The organism is Pseudomonas sp. BF-RE-22 (assembly GCF_019956155.1).
GTDB lineage: Bacteria > Pseudomonadota > Gammaproteobacteria > Pseudomonadales > Pseudomonadaceae > Aquipseudomonas > Aquipseudomonas migulae.
This window is the reverse complement of the sequence record NZ_JAHBDD010000006.1, coordinates 1-18171: the sequence shown is the minus strand read 5'-3', so window position 1 is coordinate 18171 and position 18171 is coordinate 1. Positions and strand designations below refer to the sequence as shown.

General features: G+C 62.8%; 12 protein-coding genes. 2 read left to right on the top strand and 10 right to left on the bottom strand.

Going from position 1 to position 18171, the window contains the following annotated elements:
• From KGA82_RS04075 to KGA82_RS04030, 10 genes are all read right to left on the bottom strand, one after another.
• Positions 1-804: a hypothetical protein gene (locus tag KGA82_RS04075; RefSeq protein ID WP_008034013.1), complete on the bottom strand. Its 804-nt coding sequence runs from the start codon at positions 802-804 to the stop codon at positions 1-3.
• Entirely contained in the window at positions 785-2491 is a 1707-nt protein-coding gene (locus tag KGA82_RS04070) for a GspE/PulE family protein (RefSeq protein WP_008034012.1), read from the bottom strand. The genes KGA82_RS04075 and KGA82_RS04070 overlap by 20 nt, the downstream gene beginning before the upstream one ends.
• Before the next feature lie 84 nt (positions 2492-2575).
• A complete protein-coding gene (locus KGA82_RS04065) occupies positions 2576-3109 on the bottom strand; it encodes a response regulator (protein ID WP_008043360.1) in 534 nt (177 codons plus the stop codon).
• 223 nt (positions 3110-3332) lie between these two features.
• The gene (locus KGA82_RS04060; protein WP_223449664.1) at positions 3333-4286 is read right to left on the bottom strand and encodes a peptidylprolyl isomerase; all 954 of its coding nucleotides are present in this window, start codon (positions 4284-4286) and stop codon (positions 3333-3335) included.
• A 15-nt stretch (positions 4287-4301) separates the two neighbouring features.
• Complete coding sequence (locus KGA82_RS04055; protein WP_223449663.1) at positions 4302-5852, bottom strand: ABC transporter substrate-binding protein; 1551 nt, start codon at positions 5850-5852, stop codon at positions 4302-4304.
• Between the two features lie 9 nt (positions 5853-5861).
• Complete coding sequence (locus tag KGA82_RS04050) at positions 5862-6482, bottom strand: SCO family protein (RefSeq protein ID WP_223449662.1); 621 nt, start codon at positions 6480-6482, stop codon at positions 5862-5864.
• Complete coding sequence (locus KGA82_RS04045; RefSeq protein ID WP_223416612.1) at positions 6479-7135, bottom strand: SCO family protein; 657 nt, start codon at positions 7133-7135, stop codon at positions 6479-6481. The genes KGA82_RS04050 and KGA82_RS04045 overlap by 4 nt, the downstream gene beginning before the upstream one ends.
• Before the next feature lie 13 nt (positions 7136-7148).
• Positions 7149-9101, bottom strand: a complete 1953-nt coding sequence (locus tag KGA82_RS04040; RefSeq protein ID WP_223449661.1) for a YncE family protein — start codon at positions 9099-9101, stop codon at positions 7149-7151.
• A 203-nt stretch (positions 9102-9304) separates the two neighbouring features.
• Positions 9305-15112, bottom strand: coding sequence for a manganese-oxidizing multicopper oxidase MnxG (gene mnxG / locus KGA82_RS04035; RefSeq protein WP_223449660.1), 5808 nt, complete (start codon positions 15110-15112; stop codon positions 9305-9307).
• A 308-nt stretch (positions 15113-15420) separates the two neighbouring features.
• Positions 15421-16029, bottom strand: coding sequence for a lytic transglycosylase domain-containing protein (locus tag KGA82_RS04030; protein WP_192228723.1), 609 nt, complete (start codon positions 16027-16029; stop codon positions 15421-15423).
• A 195-nt stretch (positions 16030-16224) separates the two neighbouring features.
• Here KGA82_RS04030 and gspG point away from each other — a divergent pair, with 195 nt between their 5' ends.
• Both gspG and KGA82_RS04020 read left to right on the top strand, forming a co-directional pair.
• Entirely contained in the window at positions 16225-16674 is a 450-nt protein-coding gene (gene gspG, locus KGA82_RS04025) for a type II secretion system major pseudopilin GspG (protein WP_008043382.1), read from the top strand.
• A 12-nt stretch (positions 16675-16686) separates the two neighbouring features.
• The gene (locus tag KGA82_RS04020; RefSeq protein ID WP_008043385.1) at positions 16687-17874 is read left to right on the top strand and encodes a type II secretion system F family protein; all 1188 of its coding nucleotides are present in this window, start codon (positions 16687-16689) and stop codon (positions 17872-17874) included.
• Positions 17875-18171: the final 297 nt, after the last annotated feature.

Sequence of the window (18171 nt, the reverse complement as noted above, 5' to 3'; positions counted from 1 at the left end):
TCAGGCCACCGCCCGGGACATGACGTACAAGCCATCGCGTACGGTTGTCCGGTCTTCTTCAAGGGTGCGCAAGTGCACGCCGGGAATGTCGGGTTGCACATCGATACGCGCGGGCGCATGCAGGTAAACGTTCAGTGGCCGCTCGCTGGTGGAGGCCTGCAATTGGCTTTCACGACCGATCAACGCGGTCAGTGCGGCGTCGCTGTCGCCGGTGCCCACCGAACGCACCGAGGCCCAGCGGCCTTCCCGGGCCAGCAGCAATACGCTGCGTACCGGCTCGGCGACCACGAACAGGAAGTCGCCGGTATCGAGGCTTTTATCGAAGTGGTTGAACGCCGTCATCAGGTACGGCTGCACCGAACGCAGGCGCAGGCCCCGGGCGCTGACCAGGGTGCGCAGACGCGTCAGCAAATCCTGTGGCAGTGCGCTGGCGACCCGGTCGTAGCCGGCCGGTTCCGGCGAGAGCACCAGGCTCCAGGGTTGCGTCGGCACGCCGTAAAGGTCTTCGAAGCACAGCCGGGCAAACCCGAGCAATTCGTCAGGGCTGCTGATCTGTTCGCTCCAGGGCACCAGGCAGAAACGGCTGAAGTGCCCGGAAATCACCACGCTCAACTCGGCACCGGCGTGGGTGTGATCGGCCAGCAGATGATCGAGGGTGTCCAGCGCCACCGCCCAGGCGTGGAAGCCTTCGTCGATAAAACCGACGCTGCCCAGCCACAGGGTTTCGCTGCCACGGCGCTGGCCGAGGCCGACCCCACTGGCGCCGAGCACGGCGATAAAACGATCACGAGACAAAAGTGACACGATTGATCTCCTCGAGTGTGGTGCGCCCTTCCTGAACCAGTTCCAGCGCCGACTCGCGCAGCAAGCGCAAGCCTCGTTTGCACGCATGGGTTTTGATTTTCGAAATCGGTTGGCGCTCGACGATCATCTGCCGCAGCTCGTCGTCCAGGTGCAGCAGCTCGGCGATCGCCGTACGCCCGCGATAACCGGTGCCCCGGCAATGCCCGCAGCCCTTGCCGTGAACGAAGTGGAAGTGATCGACGTTGTGGGGGTCGAGACCCGAAGCGAGCAGTTCGTCATCGGTCGGGGTGCACGGCGCGCTGCAACTGGTGCAAACCAGGCGGATCAAGCGCTGCGCCAGCACGGCATTGAGCGCCGAGACGAGGCTGTAGGGATCGATTTCCATCTGGGTGAACCGGCCGATGACATCGAACACGTTGTTGGCGTGGATCGTGGTGAACACCAGGTGGCCGGTGAGCGCCGATTGCACGGCGATTTGCGCGGTGTCGGGGTCACGGATTTCACCGACCATGATCTTGTCCGGGTCATGACGCAGGATCGAGCGCAAGCCACGAGCGAAGGTCAGGCCTTTCTTTTCATTCACAGGGATTTGCAGCACGCCCGGCAACTGATATTCCACCGGGTCTTCAATGGTGATGATCTTGTCCACGCCGTGGTTGATCTCGGTGATCATCGCGTACAGCGTGGTGGTCTTGCCGCTGCCGGTGGGGCCGGTCACCAGCACCATGCCGTAGGGTTCGGCGGCCAGCCTGCGCAGTTGACGCAAGGTTTCGTCTTCAAAGCCCAGGGCCTGCAACTGCACACCGCAGACCTTGTCCGCCAGGTCCTGTTTGTCGAGCACCCGCAGCACCGCGTCCTCACCGAAGATGCTCGGCATGATCGAGACCCGGAAGTCGATCTGCCGGCCACTGATGCCGATCTTGAAGCGACCGTCCTGAGGCACGCGCTTCTCGCCGATGTCCAGTTCGGCCATGACCTTGACCCTGGAAATCACCTGCTCGGCGAACTCGCTGCCCTGGATCTTGCTGATGTTGTTGAGCACGCCGTCGATGCGGTACTTGATCACCAGGCCGCTGCCGGTGGTGCCCAAATGGATATCGCTGGCGTGCATTTTCAAGGCGTCGTACAGGGTCGAGTTGACCAGTTTGACGACGACGCTGGCGTCTTCGCTGATGCTGGTCAGAGACAGGCTTTGCAGGGTGTCGGTTTCGATGTTGGCATCGGCCTGGGCGTTGAGCGATTCCACCGCATGGAAGCTCTCTTCGTGACGTGCCAGATAGGCTTTCAGGTCGTCGGCATGCACCAGGTACAGCGGCGCGCCGTGCAGGCAGTCATCGATCCAGGCCAGGCGCGACGTGTCGAACGGATCGGCGAACACGCCGATGATCTCCTCGTCGTGACGCAGCAGGATGAATTCGCGCTTGAGGCATTGGGCCAGGGTGACCCTGTCGAATACGGGAGTGGACTTGAACAGGTTGTCGGTGTCGAGCACCGGATAATGCAGGGTGGCGCCGAGGCACTGGATGAAGGGCATGGGGGCCAGTTCGCACAACACCCCGAGGGCTTCGAGCATCCGCTCGCCGGAACTGGCGGCCAGTGATCGGGCCTGGGCCAATTGCTCACTGGAAAAGCGCGACGGTACGGATTCCAACTGCGCCGGTTCGACGGCAAGGGATAGACGGTCCATGGCTTGCTCTCCAACGCCGGGGGCTTTGAGCCCTGTCGACGCGGCGAGCAATTACGGCGGTTACCGCAACGGCTGGTCGCGCCACTACTCCCCGGTGAGCAATTGTTCGTCGTCTGGTGCCTTGGACGTCGAGGGATTGCGTCGACGATCCGCCAGCACCCAACTGCCGTCGTACAACTGCAGCGGGAAACTCTCGGTCCTGCTCTGGCGTCGTTCGACAAACCCCTCGGATGTGCGCGCGCCTGCTTTGGGTTCGCGCTCCATCCCCAGAAGGTCACAGACTGCACGGGCCAGTTCCGCCATTGGAAACGGTTTGAACAGGATATGGCTGACTCCCACCTGCCGGGCCCGCTCACAGACTTCAGCGGTCGGGTGCCCGGTAATCAGCACAAAATGACAGTTCCTGTTCCGGCGGATGGCATCGAGCACCTCAAAGCCTTCCATATCGGGCAAGCGGTAATCGAACACCATCACATCGGGTGCAAACTGCTCGGCTTCGCCGATAGCCGCCGCACCGTCATGTGCAACCCGGACGTCCAGTGCTTGCGCCTCAAGGTAATCCTTGAGGTTTTGTGCAAGAAGCTGTTCGTCATCGACAACCAGTACTTTGTTTAACAAGGTGGACTCCTTGAAACCGCAGGCCCGAGTTCCGAACCTGGCAGAGTGCTCGCCTTACCGAGGCTAACGCACACTTCATGCCAGGCTGGGTGCCGGGTGTTTCACCACTGCATGTGTTTGATTTTCATAAAAAAGCCTTTCCGCCCAAATACACCGCCCCCCCAAAGGCGGGGGCGCACACGGAATTGCCCTGAAGCTTTTCCCCACTATTGGGGGGGAACCTTCATTCATCGTCAATTCGTTCGATTCGATTACGCGATCGCAGTTGCGCCAAAACCTGCAGGCGAACCTGAGCCTGTTGCTGTCGGTCGAGGTACGCCCTGACCATCTCAAGCCCTTGCACCTCTGTGACATCGGTCACCTCCCTGTGGTTCTGCACCTGGATCAAGTGCCAGCCCAGTGCCGTGCGAACCGGCTCACTCACTGCGCCCGGTGCCAGGGCAAAGGCTGCCGCTTCAAACGCTGGCAGCATGCGTCCACGTGGAAAATAGCCCAGATCTCCGCCCTCACTCGCCGAGGCATCTTCGGACCCCGTCCGGGCCACGCTGGCGAAGTCCGCGCCCTGGCGGATTGTCGCCTGCATGTGCACCAAGCGTAGCCGCGCCGCTTCGACTGTGGCGGCATCGGCGTCCTGGGCAACCTTGATCAGGATGTGCCGCGCCTGCACCGCTTCGGGCTGGCTCATCTGCGCACGGTGTTCTTCATAGAACGCGCGGACCTGTTTTTCGTCCGGCCCCTCGACGCTGGTCAGCTCGGCAAACACCTGCTGAGCCGCGAGTTCACGGCGGGTGTATTCGACAAAACCGGCCTCGTCGAAACCCGCGTCTTCCAGGCGTCGAGCGAATTTCTCGGCACCGCCAATGGCCTGCCGGGTCTGTTCAACCTGGCGTTGCACGGTGGCATCGCTGATCACCACCCCACGCTTGACCGCTTCCTGCCACAGCAACTCGCGGTCGATCAATGCGTCCAGCGCCTTTTGCCGAAGTTGCTTGTACGCCTTGGGATTACGAATGCTGCCCAGCGCCCGGCCCTGGTCCTCCAGGTACTCGGCAAAATAGCGTTCGAGGCGGAACTGGGAAATCTCCTCGCCATTGACCCGCGCGGCGACCGGCCCATTGCTGCCGAACGCCACGGGCAGCCATAGGGTCAGCAGGATCAACAGAGTCTTGAGCGTCATGATCGAGGCCTCCGGTCAGGGTTTCGCGGTAATGGGCTTGTAAGGGGCGACCAGGTAGAAGCGCTGGTCGGGCAAATCCACGGTGACGATATGCGCGCCGCTCAAGCCCAGCCGCTGGCCCGGCCCGAAGTTGAGGCGCGGGGTCAGCCCGGTGTCGAAGTCATGCAGGCCTTCCAGCGCATAGATCAGCTTCTCGCGGCTGGCGTCGCGCCCGGCCTGCTTCATGCCTTCGCTGAGCAGCAGCATCGAACTGAACGCGCCGACTTGCAGCACCGCGTGCTGGCCACCGAGCCCCTGCTGTTCGCGCAACTGGATCAGGGCCAGGCGCCCGGCCAGGGTCCAGTCGCTGGGCACGAACGGATAGGACAAGAACAACCGCCGGGAAAAACCACTGGGCACTCGCAAAAGGTCACCCGCCACCTGATTCGCCATGGCGAACAGGTAAGGAACCTGCCCCGCCCTCTGCAACCTTTCGGCGAGCAGGCTGAAATCGCTACCGCAGCCCAGGTAAAACAATGAGCGCGAGCCCAGCGGCAGTTGGTCCTTTACCGGGTCGTAGGCCTGCAGGCTGACATTTTGCCAGGCGTGATCTTGCAAATACTGACGCAGGGTATGAGCCGCCAGTCGTTGACCGGGATCGTCCGTGTAGGTAATCAGCGTCGGGCCCTGGAGCACGCGCAAACTCCCGGTGGCGTAATCGGCCAGGGCGATCAGTTGCTCGCGCACCCCTGGCATCGGTTCAAAAATCTGTCGACTGCTCTGCGCCGTACCCTGCAACGAGAGCGGACCGATCAACGGAATGCCCGCCTGCTCCAGACGCGAAACCAGTTGCGTGTCGAGTGCCGGCGCCAGTGGCGCAATCAGTGCAAACACCTGCTCTTGATAGATCAACTGATCCAGCGCCCGCCCGGCACTGACAGGGTCCGGCCCCGGGTCGAGGATCGTCAGGCGCACCTGCCGGCCATGAATCCCCCCCGCCTTGTTGATTCGCGCCACGCTGCCTTTGAGTACCGCCGCCACCGTCGCGCCCTCTTCCGCCAACGGTCCCTGACTCGGCAACAACGTGCCCAGGTGCAAGCTGTCAGGCGTCAGGCCGGGGTCGCGCTCATCAGCGAGGCGTTTGAGGTAGGCCGTGAGGTTGCGCTGATCCTTCATCGATAGCACGAACCGCGGCATCGCCGGGTCGAGGCGATTGTTGGCGGAATCGCGCCCCTCCTGAATCGCCCGCGCCAGGGTGCCGTCGGTGTACGCCGGGTAGTTGCGGCCATTGACGTGCCGTTGGCCATAGGTGCTGGTCAGCCGCGACCAGCTCAGATCGGGTGGACGCACCCCGCCCTCGGGCCGGCCCAGGCCATCGGCACCGTGGCAGTTGGCGCACGGCAGGCTGGTGGCCGGCAGCAACATGCCCGTCGCCCCGATACGCGCCATGATCGGTTCACCGCTGCCCGACACGCCCTCGCGGTACAGCCGTTTGCCGGCACTTTCGTCAGGGTTCAAGGGCAACGTATCGGCGGAGCAATGAAGATTGCCGATCAGGAACAGGCCGAGGATCAGGGAGATTTTCATGGTGCGGGCTCAGCGGCCGGCCACGGGCATTGTCAGCAATTGCAAGCGCTGGGCAATGGCGGCGGCCGGGGCATCGGGGCGGATTTTGCTCCAGCGTTTGTTGGCCACGTCACCCACAATCAGCTGCGTTGAATGTTGCTCGGGAGTCGGCACGATCTGGCCGATGCGCCCCAGCACCAGATCCATTTGCGCCTTGTCGCCAGTGAGAAAAAGCCAGTGGGGGCCATTGACGCCCTGCTTCAAGGTGTAAGCCTTGAGTACCGCCGGGGTATCCCGCAGCGGATCACTGGTAAGGGAGATAAAGGTAATGCCGTCTGCTTTGTCGCCCAGCAACTCACGCACGTCCTTGAGCTTGCGAGTGATCAGCGGGCAGGCATCCGTGCAACTGGTGAAAATCACGTTCAGCAGCACCACGCGGTTATGCAGCGCGTCGCTGTAGAAGCGCAGGGTCTCGCCGTTCTGGTCCTGCAACGGCGTGTCGGTGAACCAGGTTTTCGCATCGCGCGTGCCGCTCGCCGGTTGCGCGGTGGCCACGACGGGTGCGGGTTCTTCGTGCCCTTCGTGAGCGAAGGCCAACGAGCTGAAAATCCAGAAGCACAGGCTCAACGCAACCCAGTCGATGACTCTCATGGTTGCTGCTCCATGGCAATGGCAGTGTGTTTGGCGTGGCTGTTGCGCTGTCCGCTGAGTTTCTCCACTTCACGGGTCAGTACGGTCGGGTCGGTGAAGCCGTAATAGCGCGTCCAGTGGCGGCTGTTGCCGTCGCCGACGAGGATCAGCGGCTGGTGGTTCTTGAAGTCGCCGCTGAACGTGCCGAGGCCTTTGAGGGTGGCGTCGATCGATTGCGCACTGCCGGTCAGCCAGCTCCAGCCCGGACCGTTCTGGAAGCTGCGGGCGTAGGCGTTCAGGCGTTTGGCGTCATCGCGCTGCGGGTCGATGCTGATCGATACCAGTTGCACCTCGGTGCCCACCCGCGCGCCCAGCTGTTTCTGCACTTTGCCCATGATCGACGACACCACCGGGCACACCGTGGTGCAACTGGTGTAAATGAAGCTCATGACCACGATTTTGTTGGTCACCAGATCCTTCTCCAGACGCACCGGTTTGCCGTTCTGGTCCACCAGCGCGACGTCGGCGAACTTGACCTGGGCGCTTTCCGAACGGGCGCCTTTGGCCGGCATGTCGTGCCCGGCGTGTTCATCCGCCGAGTGCGCCAGGGCTTGCCCCACGCCGACAGTCAACAGGCAGAACGTCAGCAGTCCACGGTGTGCGAATCGGTTCATGTCAATTTCCTCTTCAACGGGCATCGCCGGGCAGGACCCGAACGCTGGCAAAGGTCTTGTCATCGAAATTCGCGCCAAGGGACGCCGCACGCACGTGCAGGTACCAGGCGCCGTTCTGGTCGAGCGTCACTGGGGCTTCGTAGATTCCGTTGCCGACCTCAAGGGCCGCGACTTCCCGAGCCCGCGAAGTCGGGGCGCGGAAGTAGCGCACCTGCACGTCTTTCACGCCGCTGCGCTGGGCTTTCTGTTGGCCCTCAACGATGCGAAAGCGCACGGTGTACGGGCTGCCGAGGGCGGCGGTGGCGTTGTCGAGCAGGAATTCGACTTTCGGTACGCCGGGGTGTCGGCTGAGGCGGGTATCCGGTTCAACCAGCGTCGTGAAGCAATGGATGATGTTTGGCTGGTTGAGCAGGAACGCTACGTCGAAACGCCCTGCCGGCGGCAGTTTGACCCGCGCGCTGTACAGCCCCGGCTCGACTTCGCGCAGGCTGCGGTCGATGACCATCGCCGCCCGCGCCACTTGCCCGCGATTGGGGTAACCGGACATCGGGGCGTTCATGCCTTCGGCGTAGAAATAGGTGGTGTTGTCCACCGGGTTGACCACAAACACCGCGTTGTCGTCCCGCGATACCGCAAGGCTCGACGCCAGTGGCAAATCACCGGCCAGCCGTGGCGCCTGGGGCCCGGCTTCGAAACCCTGGCTGATCGGCTGGCGACCTTCGCCGAGCGACGACAGGTTGATCATCGTCACCTTGGGCGACGCCAGCCCGCGCACATAGGCGTAAGCCTTGGTGAACACCAGTTGATACGGTTCGGCGGACACGTCCAGTTCATGGACCAGCGAATCAGTGGCGGTATCGATCACGGCCACCTGGTTTTCCAGGGTGTTGAGGACGATGCCAAATCGACCGTCGGCGCTGAACCCCATCGGGCCCAGGCCCTGTTTCATCTTGATCACCCGGCGCACGTCGAGGCTGGCGGTATCGACCACGGTCACGGTGCCGTCCTTGCCGTCGGCGACATACACCGCCTGGGACAGCGGCGAGTACGCCACCGACAAAGGGTGCGAGCCGGTCTTGAGTTGCTTGCTGAGGGTCAGGCTGGCGATGTCGATGATGCTCAGCGTGCCGTCGTCGCGGTTGGTGACGAAGGCAAACCGGCTGTCCTTGCTGAAGGCGATTTCGTGATGCCCGGCGCCGGTGGCCAGGTGTTTGAGCGGCTTCAGGCTTTGACTGTCGATCACGGTGACCCCGGACGCTTCGGCCTTCGGCGCATTGTTGCCGACCCACAGCAGGCGCTCGTCCGGTTGCAACGCTACGCGCACCGGGTGGGTGCCGGCGGCCACCGAGGCGATCAACTTGAACTGCTCGCTGTCGATCACCGCCACTTCGCCGGCGGTGGGCATGGAGATGAATACGCGTTTGTTGTCCTTCGGTGTGACCCAATCCATCGGCGGCCGCTTGAGGTCGATGCGGGCCATGGTGCTGGTGATACCGCCCACCGAGACCGACGGGTCGACCACGGAGACGCTGGCATCACGGTTCATCACCAGCAGGAAATAGCTGTTCAGGTCGAGCAGCGGCCGTGCGCCGATGCTCGATTTCAGGAACACCCCGACCCGGGATTTGCAACTCCGGTCACGGCCCTGGGCCAGGTCGGCGGCAACGGTTTCCGGGTCCAGCCAGGCACCGGGGTTGACGCCGGAAAGGGGTTGGCCCGAAGCGCTGTCACTGACCCGGAAGAGCACGTCGGCAAACTCGCCTTCGCGCAGCACACCGTCCTCGGCCAATGGCTGCATTTGCAGGGTTACGGACACGCCGTCACGCTCCAGCGTCTGACCGCTCCAGGTGTCCGGTAGCGCTATCTCGCTGAGCATGTCGGGCGGAGTCGTGCGCCAGACGCCCAGCCAGATCAGCGCCAGCCCGACAACCAGCGCACAACCGGCAATTGCAGTGGTCCTGTTCATGTCACCTTCTCCCCTTACAGATCTGCGCCTGTCTTGCGGCCGCCATCGCTGGCAAGCCAGCTCCTACAATTTGCCCTGTGCGAACCCGATCCCTTGTAGGAGCGAGGCTTGCCCGCGAAGGCGTCATCCGCCATACCACCTACAACCGAGGTGTCCCCTTCGCGAGCAAGCTTCGCTCCTACAGGGCTGGTGTCGCACAACGTCTACGGTGCCGGTTCAGGTTCGTTGGTCACTCGCAACAAGCCCCAGAGCCCGGCGGTATTGCCGTAGGCGCCGTAATCGCGGAACAGGTAGTCGCCCGGTATCGCGTTGCTGCCCCCGGCGCTCGGGTGCATGAAGCTGAAGTGCGCCGCCGGCAGGATGCTTTCGCGGGCGCCGATGTACATCGACATCGGGTTGAGCCCGAACCGCACCGAACCCACGCCAGGCGTACTCATCGGATAACCGCTGGTGTCACTCTTCTCCGACTGGAACGGGTTGACCGACCAGACGTGACCGTCCAGCTGGAAGGTCGTGCCGCGGCTACCCCCGGATGGCATCAGGATGTGCGTGCGAAACGGTTGCCCCGGTTTCACATAGAGCACCGGCGTCTGCGGATCGCCGCCCACCAGCGCATTGCTGTACGCCATGTGCGCGTTGGGCACGTCGCCGTAACCCGCGCCGTCGGCGTGACCGAACGGCGCATCCGGCGCCAGGCCGAAGCGGAACCATATCGGCTCGGCCTTGTAGTTGATGGCCATGCTCGAGTTGTCCTGCGGATCGGTCGGCACACCGAGGCCTTCGGCAGCGATGCCTTCCACCGGCCGGCCATTGGCCCAGCGAATGTTCAAGGCTTTCTGCCAGACCATCGCAAAGTCGCGGTAAGGGGTCTGCCCCGGTGCGGTGACCGTCGCCGTGACTTTGCGCGCGTCGTCCACCCAGGTAGCACCGACCGGCAGGATGCTCATCGCGCCACCCAGGCCTTTCTGCGGTTGCTTGATCACGTCCGCCGGGGTGAAATTCAACCCGCCGAACTCCACGGCCGTGGCGTTGATGTTGTCGACGTTGCGGCCCAGTTGAGTGATCGGTTTGCCTTCACGCTCCAGGTGCCCGGCGTAGTACTGATAAGTACGGGTCGGGTAGGCGCCGCTGTTGCCAACCCGCGGTGGCACGGTCTGGATCGGGTTGGCGCCGACGTTGGTGCCGTCGGATTTGGTGATGTCGTACGCCAGCAATTGCGCGTGCAGACCCACGTGGCTGGACGGCCGCATCAGGTTGTTGCTGAAGGTGGTCGAGCCCTGTCCGCTGTTGCGATCGCGTTTGACGATGCCTTGCATCACCGCCGTCTGGGTCAGGTCCGGCATGACCATGGGCAGACGGTTTTCCAGGGTGATGTTGATGCAGTCCCCCGCCGTTGCGCGCAGCACCAGCGGTTCGACAGGCACACCGGGTTTTAGCTTGCCGGTGACCGTGTCGAGGTCAGCCTTGCGCACGTAAATGATCGCGGTCGGGTCATGCAGCGGACCGCTTTGCCCGCCAATGGTGATGGTTTCGCCATCCTCCGGATCGGTCACCGTGACCTGCGGGATATTGACCACCCGCGAGTTGTACACCAGGGTGCCGCCCGCCGGATTCAACGGCCCGCCGACATGCTGGCCGATGCCCTCTGGATCGCCGAGGACCAGGTTCAGCGGATTGCCGAGAATGTCGTTGGCCAGTGCCGCGACCACTTCATAGTTGCGTTGCACGGTCGGCCGGGTGCCGATGCCGTTCGGGTTGGCGCTGATCCGTGGGCAGGTGCCGTCGAACGCCACGGTGTTGCGCATCCCCGCCGGTTTCGGGTTGTTCGGCAGCGCGAACAGATCGCTGCGCTGGGCCGTGTAGTTACGCATCACGCCCCAGATCCCGCTCCAGTAACCTTCGAGGGAGGCGTCCATCGAGTACAGGTAATCACCCGTGGTCGCCGCCGAGCTGGACAGCATCGAGACCGGCGCAATGAAGCCCATCTGCTCGGAGATCCCGATCATTTGCGACGAGCGCCAACCCGAGTTTGAGCTGTTGCCGTAACCGGAACCGCTTTGCAGCCACTTCACGCCGTGCAGGGTCACGTTGTGCTCTTCTTCGTGACCGCCGGCATGCACCCGCAGCCGCACGTTGTCACCGGTGTAGGTACGCAGCATCGGCGTGAACGGATCACCCGGTTCCGCGCCGCCACGGTTGATGTGCGGCGGGAACAAGGTGGTGCCGCCAGTCGGGCCGGTGGCAGCGGTGATCAGGTTCGGCGCCTGGTTCATCGCCGGGATCGCACGGTCGGTGCGGCTTTGCATGGCGTACGCCAGATCGCCGCCGAGGCCGTAGGCCTGCATGCCGCGCTTGCCGTCCGGGCCGATCTTGTAGGGGTCGTATACCCGCAGGGCCAGCGGTTCGTTGCGGTAGTTGACCACGAACATGCCGGGGTCATCGACCGAGATCGCTTGTGGGCACGGCCGGCTCGGACAACCGGGGACCATACCGCCCTGCACTTCGAGAATGCCGTCCAACAGGGTGCTGGCGTTGTTGCGCACCGGCGGATTGATCGCGTAGCGGAAACTGTCCGCAGTGGCCGGGAACGCTTGTGGATTCGGCACCCCATTGGGACCCGCGCCCACGTACACACCGGCTTCATAGGCATGCTGGAAGTCGCTGTACTCAAGGAAGAACTCACGGAAGCTGTCGTTCTTGCCGTCGCCATCCAGATCGCCGGTGGACACCACGGCTTGCCACGAAGTCGGCCCGCCATCCTGGCGCGCGCCGCTGTACAACGGTTCGCCGGTTTCGGCGTGGAACCAGGTGGAACCGGCCGGTTCGGCCAGCACGGTGGCGTACAGACCAATCTGCTGGTGAGTCGATGGCCCGAGGTGATCGTGGGTGAAAATGGTCCCCAGGCCACGGTCGACGCCTTTACTGTTCACCACCGGGTCGGCAAACCAGCGCTGCATCGCGGTGCGCGCCCCGACCCAGTCGGCCCGGCCAAACTGGCCGAAGTACGGGTGGTTTTTAGCTTTCGGGCAGGCCGGTGTGCCGTCACGCGGGTCGGTGCCCTGGCATTGGTTGAACTCGCGGATGGCGTGGATACGTTCTTGCACCGCACCGGGGGAAAGTACGCCGTCTTCGTAGTTCCAGCCGTTGGCCGAACCGTCCGCCGCCGTCAGGTCCCATTTCGGCAAATGAATGTGCTGGCCGATCACGTCGGTCGGCGTGCGCACCTGATAGTCGTCCATTTCATAGGTGGCCGGCACCAGGTTGGTTTGCTGGTATTGCACGCAGTCGAGGGTGTTCATGCGCATCACCAAAGGCTCTGGCGGACGCTGCTTGGTGATCACCGGCCAGGCGTCTTCCCACAGGGCCAGAATGCGCGCTTGCGGGAAGTGGTAGCCGACCTTGTTGTAGACCGCATCGAACTGGATGTTCGCCGCTTTGTAGACCCGTGGCCGGTCAGCCGTGAAGGTCGAGGCCCCGCTGAAGGACATGCCGTCGAGCCGTTCGCCGCTGAAAAACTCGCCCATGCCGGCGCTGCTGGTCAGGCGTTTCTGCCGGTCGTCCATGCACGGTTCGTAGAAAGGCGCACCGGCGACTGGCAGCGCGCCGTTAGTGCGGAAGGCGCGTGCGACGATTTGATTGCCGGGCAGCACGGCGAAGCTCGGGTGGTCTTTTTTCGCGTGGAAGGCCATGGCCGCCTGTTCGACTTCGGTGCCCTCTTCCGGCAGGTAAAGCGCTTTGGCGCGGGTCACTTCCTTGGAGAAATCCAGCGAGGTGGTCACGGTGTTCGCCTCGCCACCGGCAGAGAAACCGTCCAGGGAATGGCGTCCCAAACCGCCGTCCCAGCCACCGGACTGCGCCGGATCGAGGTTGGCCCACAAGGCATTGCCGCTGGTTTTCAAGGCATAGGCCTTGGCGGCGTCGAGCATGTCCAGCGGTGGGGTTGGTGGACGTTGGCCGACCGAACTTTCCATGCCGCCGATCCAGAACGGATATCCAGGGTTTTTCAGGCTGCCGTCGGTGTTGCGGTTGGCGTAGCTGCGGTCAACCAGCGCCAGGGAGCCAATGGCCTGGGCGCCACCGCTTTGCTCACCGTCGCCGTCTTCATCATCATTGCCAGCCACCAGGGTCTCGCCGACTTTCGGCACGACCACGACCTTGCCCGGCATCGGCGCCATGGCTTTGCCCGGCAGCGGCACGACCGCTGGAATCGGCGTGCCGGCAATGATCTCGCCATCGGGCAAGGCCCGGGCGCCAGCGGCCGGTTTACCGCTGCGCAGTGCATAAGGTTCGCTGTGATAACCGTCGGCGCCCTGCTGGGACACCTCAAGTCGGGTGCCTTCTTCAAACACGTCATGCACCCGCCACATGCTCCACATGCCTTGGGCGAAGTGCGGATAGAAGTGGCAGTGATAGATCGCATCACCGGCGACGCGATTGCGGTTGCCCGACCCGCCGTTGGCGATTTCATAGGTGTAGCCGGCGCCCGGCCCGATGCCTTGGGCATCCACGTAGTCAGAGTTGTCGTCGTTGGGATTGAACAGCCACTGGTGCCCGTGCAGGTGGAAGATGTGTTGTTCGTGGCCGTTGTGAGTGTTGCGGAATTTGACGAAGTCACCGATGTAGCTGTGGTTGACGTTGGACGGCTCGGATGGATACAGCGCCATCGTCGCCTTGACCCCGACCTGATCGGCGCGCGGTGTTTCGCCCGGCCGGATGCTTTCCAGACCGGCGTTGGCCGGTACGTCCACCAGCATCGCCACGTCGCCGACAGTGTGCGAGCTGAGGAAGAATTCTTCATAGGCACAAGACAGGCAATCGTGCATCGGCCCGACGCCTAACCGGTTGGCCACCACTTCGGCGCCCATGCCGCCGGAGCCGTAGTTGATCATGAACGAATCGCGGGTCGGCTCCAGCACGTGGCCCATGACCGGGTCTTCCCAGTACGCGGGGAATGCCTGGGTCGCGGCGGTTTCATCCTGGAATTGCGAGGCGAAATCGCGGAACGGTTCCAGCCGGTTAGGCAGCGCCGGGTTGCGTTTGCCGATGGCTTCCAGCGGATAGGTCGACGGTGGGAAGCTGCCGTCGGCGTAGCTGCCCATGACGATCGCATCGCTCTCGCTGGAGATGATTTCGTTGCCGTCGACCATGTTGATGATCGGCGTGCCGGCCTTGCCTTCACGAATCCACGGTTCACGCTGCGGGTAGCGTGCCTGGTAATCGACAATCGGTTGACCGGCCGGCGTGCGGCCGGTGCTGGCGAGGCGCATTTCTTCTTCGGTCACGGTGTTGCGATAGGTGCGGCCGCCCTTGGGCACCACCACCACTTCGCCGAACAGGCCATTGGCGACGTTGCCCGCATCGCCTTCACCACCGAACGTTGCACCGCGGCTGCTGGCGGCGAACGCCCCTTCACGCTCGGCGTACAAGGTGTAGGAACGGGTCGCGCCGGGGGCAACCAGCGTATTGGGGTTGCGTCCGGTGTAGGCCGAAATGTCGTCAATGCTGTTGACCGCCTGCAGACCGTTGACCTGAAAGCCGACGTGGCGGTCGGTGACCTGCTCATCAACCTTGAACTGCTCCGCGTTGCCGATTTCTACCTCGCCCTCGATTTCCCCCTCTTCTTCCTCGCCGCTGTCGTGACTGCCAGGGTTGGCCTGATAGGCCAGCAGGTTCTGCAGATTGATGGTCAGGCAGTCACCGGCGGCAACGCGCAACACCAATGGACGCGGACGCTTGTCGGGCCGCAGCGAAACCTTGCCCGGCACCGCTGCGCCACCGTAGGCCAGGGACACATTGTGATCGTCGACCACATCACGACGCAGGGCGAACATCATGCCGTTGGCGTTTTGTGCGCCGAGGCGGTTGAACATGAGCGGTTGATCCAGCGCCACGACGTTCGCCACCAGATTTCGTTCACAACGCACGGCGGCTTCGGCCAACTCGATGCCAAACAGGGGTGCAACAAGCAGCAGCAAGTTAACCAAATGATGAGCGTGGGGTATGCCGGTCATAATCACGGGCCTCGCTTTGGGTACTCACGGGAATGATTCTCGACAAATCCCTTTGAGCAATCCGCATGCCATAAATTTTTTTGTTATTTTTCAGCTAGCTACGTAAACGACTTGATAAGTCGGGGGATATTCCCCACCCAATCCCCACCATTCGGGTTGCCCTCTGATTCCACCAAGACGCCCACACCTGTAGGAGCCGGCTTGCTGGCGATCGGATTTGTGGACAGGTGGTGATTGTGAAAATGCTTTCGCCGGCAAGCCGGCTCCTACAGATGAATGTGTTGCCCCACATGTGGGGCCATCACCCATCACAGCGGCGCATCCACGGCCAGGCCTTGCAAGCGGCGATACTGGCGCAGCACGCTCGGCACATAACGGCGGGTTTCGGCGAACGGCGGGATCACCCCGCCACGGCTCAGCACCGCTTGCGGCCCGGCGTTGTAGGCCGCCACGGCGAGCGCGATGTCGTTGTCAAACAGGGTCATCAGGCGCTTGAGGTATTTGGCCCCGCCCTGAATGTTGGCCTTGGGGTCATAGACGTTGGTCACGCCCATTTCCCGGGCGGTGTCGGGCATCAATTGCATCAGCCCGCCAGCCCCCTTCGATGAGGTCGCGCCGGAGTCATAGTGGGACTCGGCCTGGATCACCGCATGCAACAGCGCCGCCGGTAATTGATTGGCCTTGGCGGCCGCCGAAACCAGCTCGGCATAGGGTTGCCGGGCAATCATCTGTGGCTGTTGATCAAGGCTGACCTGCGCCGATTCAGGCTCGCGGATCACCCGTTCATAGGTACGGCCGGGGCGGTGGACATTGGACAAAACGTAGCTGCCCTTGCTGTCCACGGAAACGAATACATCGGCCTGAGCTGTGCCTGCCAGCAGCATGCAGCCGAGCAGTCCAGTGGTGAGTGTTTTCATTATTCTGTCTCCCCTGACCGGCCCCGAAAAATGGGGCTATTGCCCCAATGACCGGTAGTGAACCAGCCATACGCAAGCACTGTGCCGTAAGCGCGAAGGCCAGTAATTCAGGGGTTGCGGCAGGATGTCCGGGGGTGAGCATGGCAATTGCATGAGCCTCTGTGGCGACCCTTCTGCCGACTGTGTGAGGTCATCATGAATCATCGTCTGTGTTGTGCCCCGCGTAACGGCTCACCGCGAGCCCAACGCGGGTTCACGTTGCTCGAACTGTTGGTGGTGCTGGTGGTGCTGGGGTTGTTGGCCGGCATCGTCGCGCCGAAGTATTTCGCCCAACTCGGCCGCTCCGAAGTGAAGGTGGCCAAGGCGCAAATCGAAGGCCTGGGCAAAGCGCTGGATTTGTACCGCCTGGAGGTCGGCCATTACCCGTCGACCGAACAGGGTTTGCAGGCGCTGGTCACCGCGCCCAGTGATGAAACCCGCTGGACCGGCCCCTACCTGGCGAAAAAACTGCCGCAGGATCCGTGGGGCCGCAATTACACCTACCGCTACCCCGGCGAAAACGGTGAATACGACCTGTTGTCCATGGGTAAGGACGGTCAACCCGGCGGCGAAGGCGAAAACGCCGAAATCACCAGTTGGCAGTGACGGGAGGCGAGCATGCGCTTTCATCTCAAGGCCGTCGGCAAGGCTGGCGTGGTCTCGATGACGGTCGAGGCCCATGGGGACAGCGAGGCCCGACGCATTGCCGAAGACCAGGGCCTGCGGGTCGTCAGCCTGCAAGCCGAAAAGCACTGGCGGGCGTTGCGTCTGCAAAAGCGCGAGACGTTCAACCTGGTGCTGTTCAGCCAGGAGCTGACCACCCTGCTCAACGCCGGCCTGCCGTTGATCGATGCGCTGGAAAGCCTGGCGGAAAAAGAAACCGCGCCACAGGCCCGCAAAACCTTGAGTGAACTGGTGCGCCTGCTTTATGAGGGCAAATCGTTCTCCCAGGCGTTGGGTCAATTGTCAGCGGTTTTCCCACCGCTCTACGTGGCGCTGGTGCAGTCCAGCGAGAAGACCGGCGCGGTGGGTGATGCGCTGGGCCGCTATGTCAGCTATCGCCAGCGCATGGACGAGGTTCGACAGAAGATCGTCAGCGCATCGATCTACCCCATGCTGTTGCTGGTGGTGGGAGGTGGCGTGGTGCTGTTTCTGATGGGTTACGTGGTGCCGCGCTTCAGCCTGGTGTTCGAAGGGCTGGGCAATAACCTGCCGTGGCTGTCACAAGTGCTGATGAACAGCGGGATGTTCCTGCATGCTCATCAGGGCGAATTCTTCGGCACTTTGGCGGCGGTCGTCGTCGCCCTCGCCTTCCTCCAGCGCCAACCGGCCTTTCGCCGGGGCGTGGACCGGGTGATCGAAAAACTCCCGGCAGTCCATCAACGCATCTTCATGTACGAACTGGCGCGCTTCTATCGCTCGTTGGGGATTCTGCTGCAGGGCGGCATCCCCCTCGTCACCGCCATGGGCATGGTCCGTGGCCTGCTCACCGCGGCCTCCCGCGTGCGCCTGGACCAGGCCTGCGAGCGGGTGCGCGAGGGGCAATCGCTGTCGACGGCGCTGGAGCTCAATCACCTCGTGACACCGGTGTCCCTGCGCTTGCTGCGTGCCGGCGAGCAGTCCGGCAACCTCGGACAAATGATGGAACGCAGCGCGGATTTCTACGACGAAGAAATCAGCCGCTGGATCGAATGGTTCGTACGCTTGTTCGAACCCTTGCTCATGACCTTCATCGGCCTGTTGATCGGGGTCATCGTGATCCTGATGTACATCCCGATATTCGAACTGGCCTCGAGCATTCACTGACCCCGGGACAGGGTCGACTCGTACCGTTCATCGTTCATCGACGTTGCCACTGAATAAACCGGAACGTTGCAGTGTTCTCCCACTGAATCGAGCAGCAAGTTGCATTGTTCATCAACGTTCCAACCTGAATAAAAAGACGGAGAACGACATGCACATCAACAAGCTTTTACTGGCAGTAGCCATTGGCGCGGTTTTGTCGGCGTCTACCGTATTGATTCCGGACAGCCTGTCCGGCATATCGAGCGCTCAGGCCAAGGATGGTGGGGGTGGTGGCGGCTCTGGTGGTGGCGGCGGTGG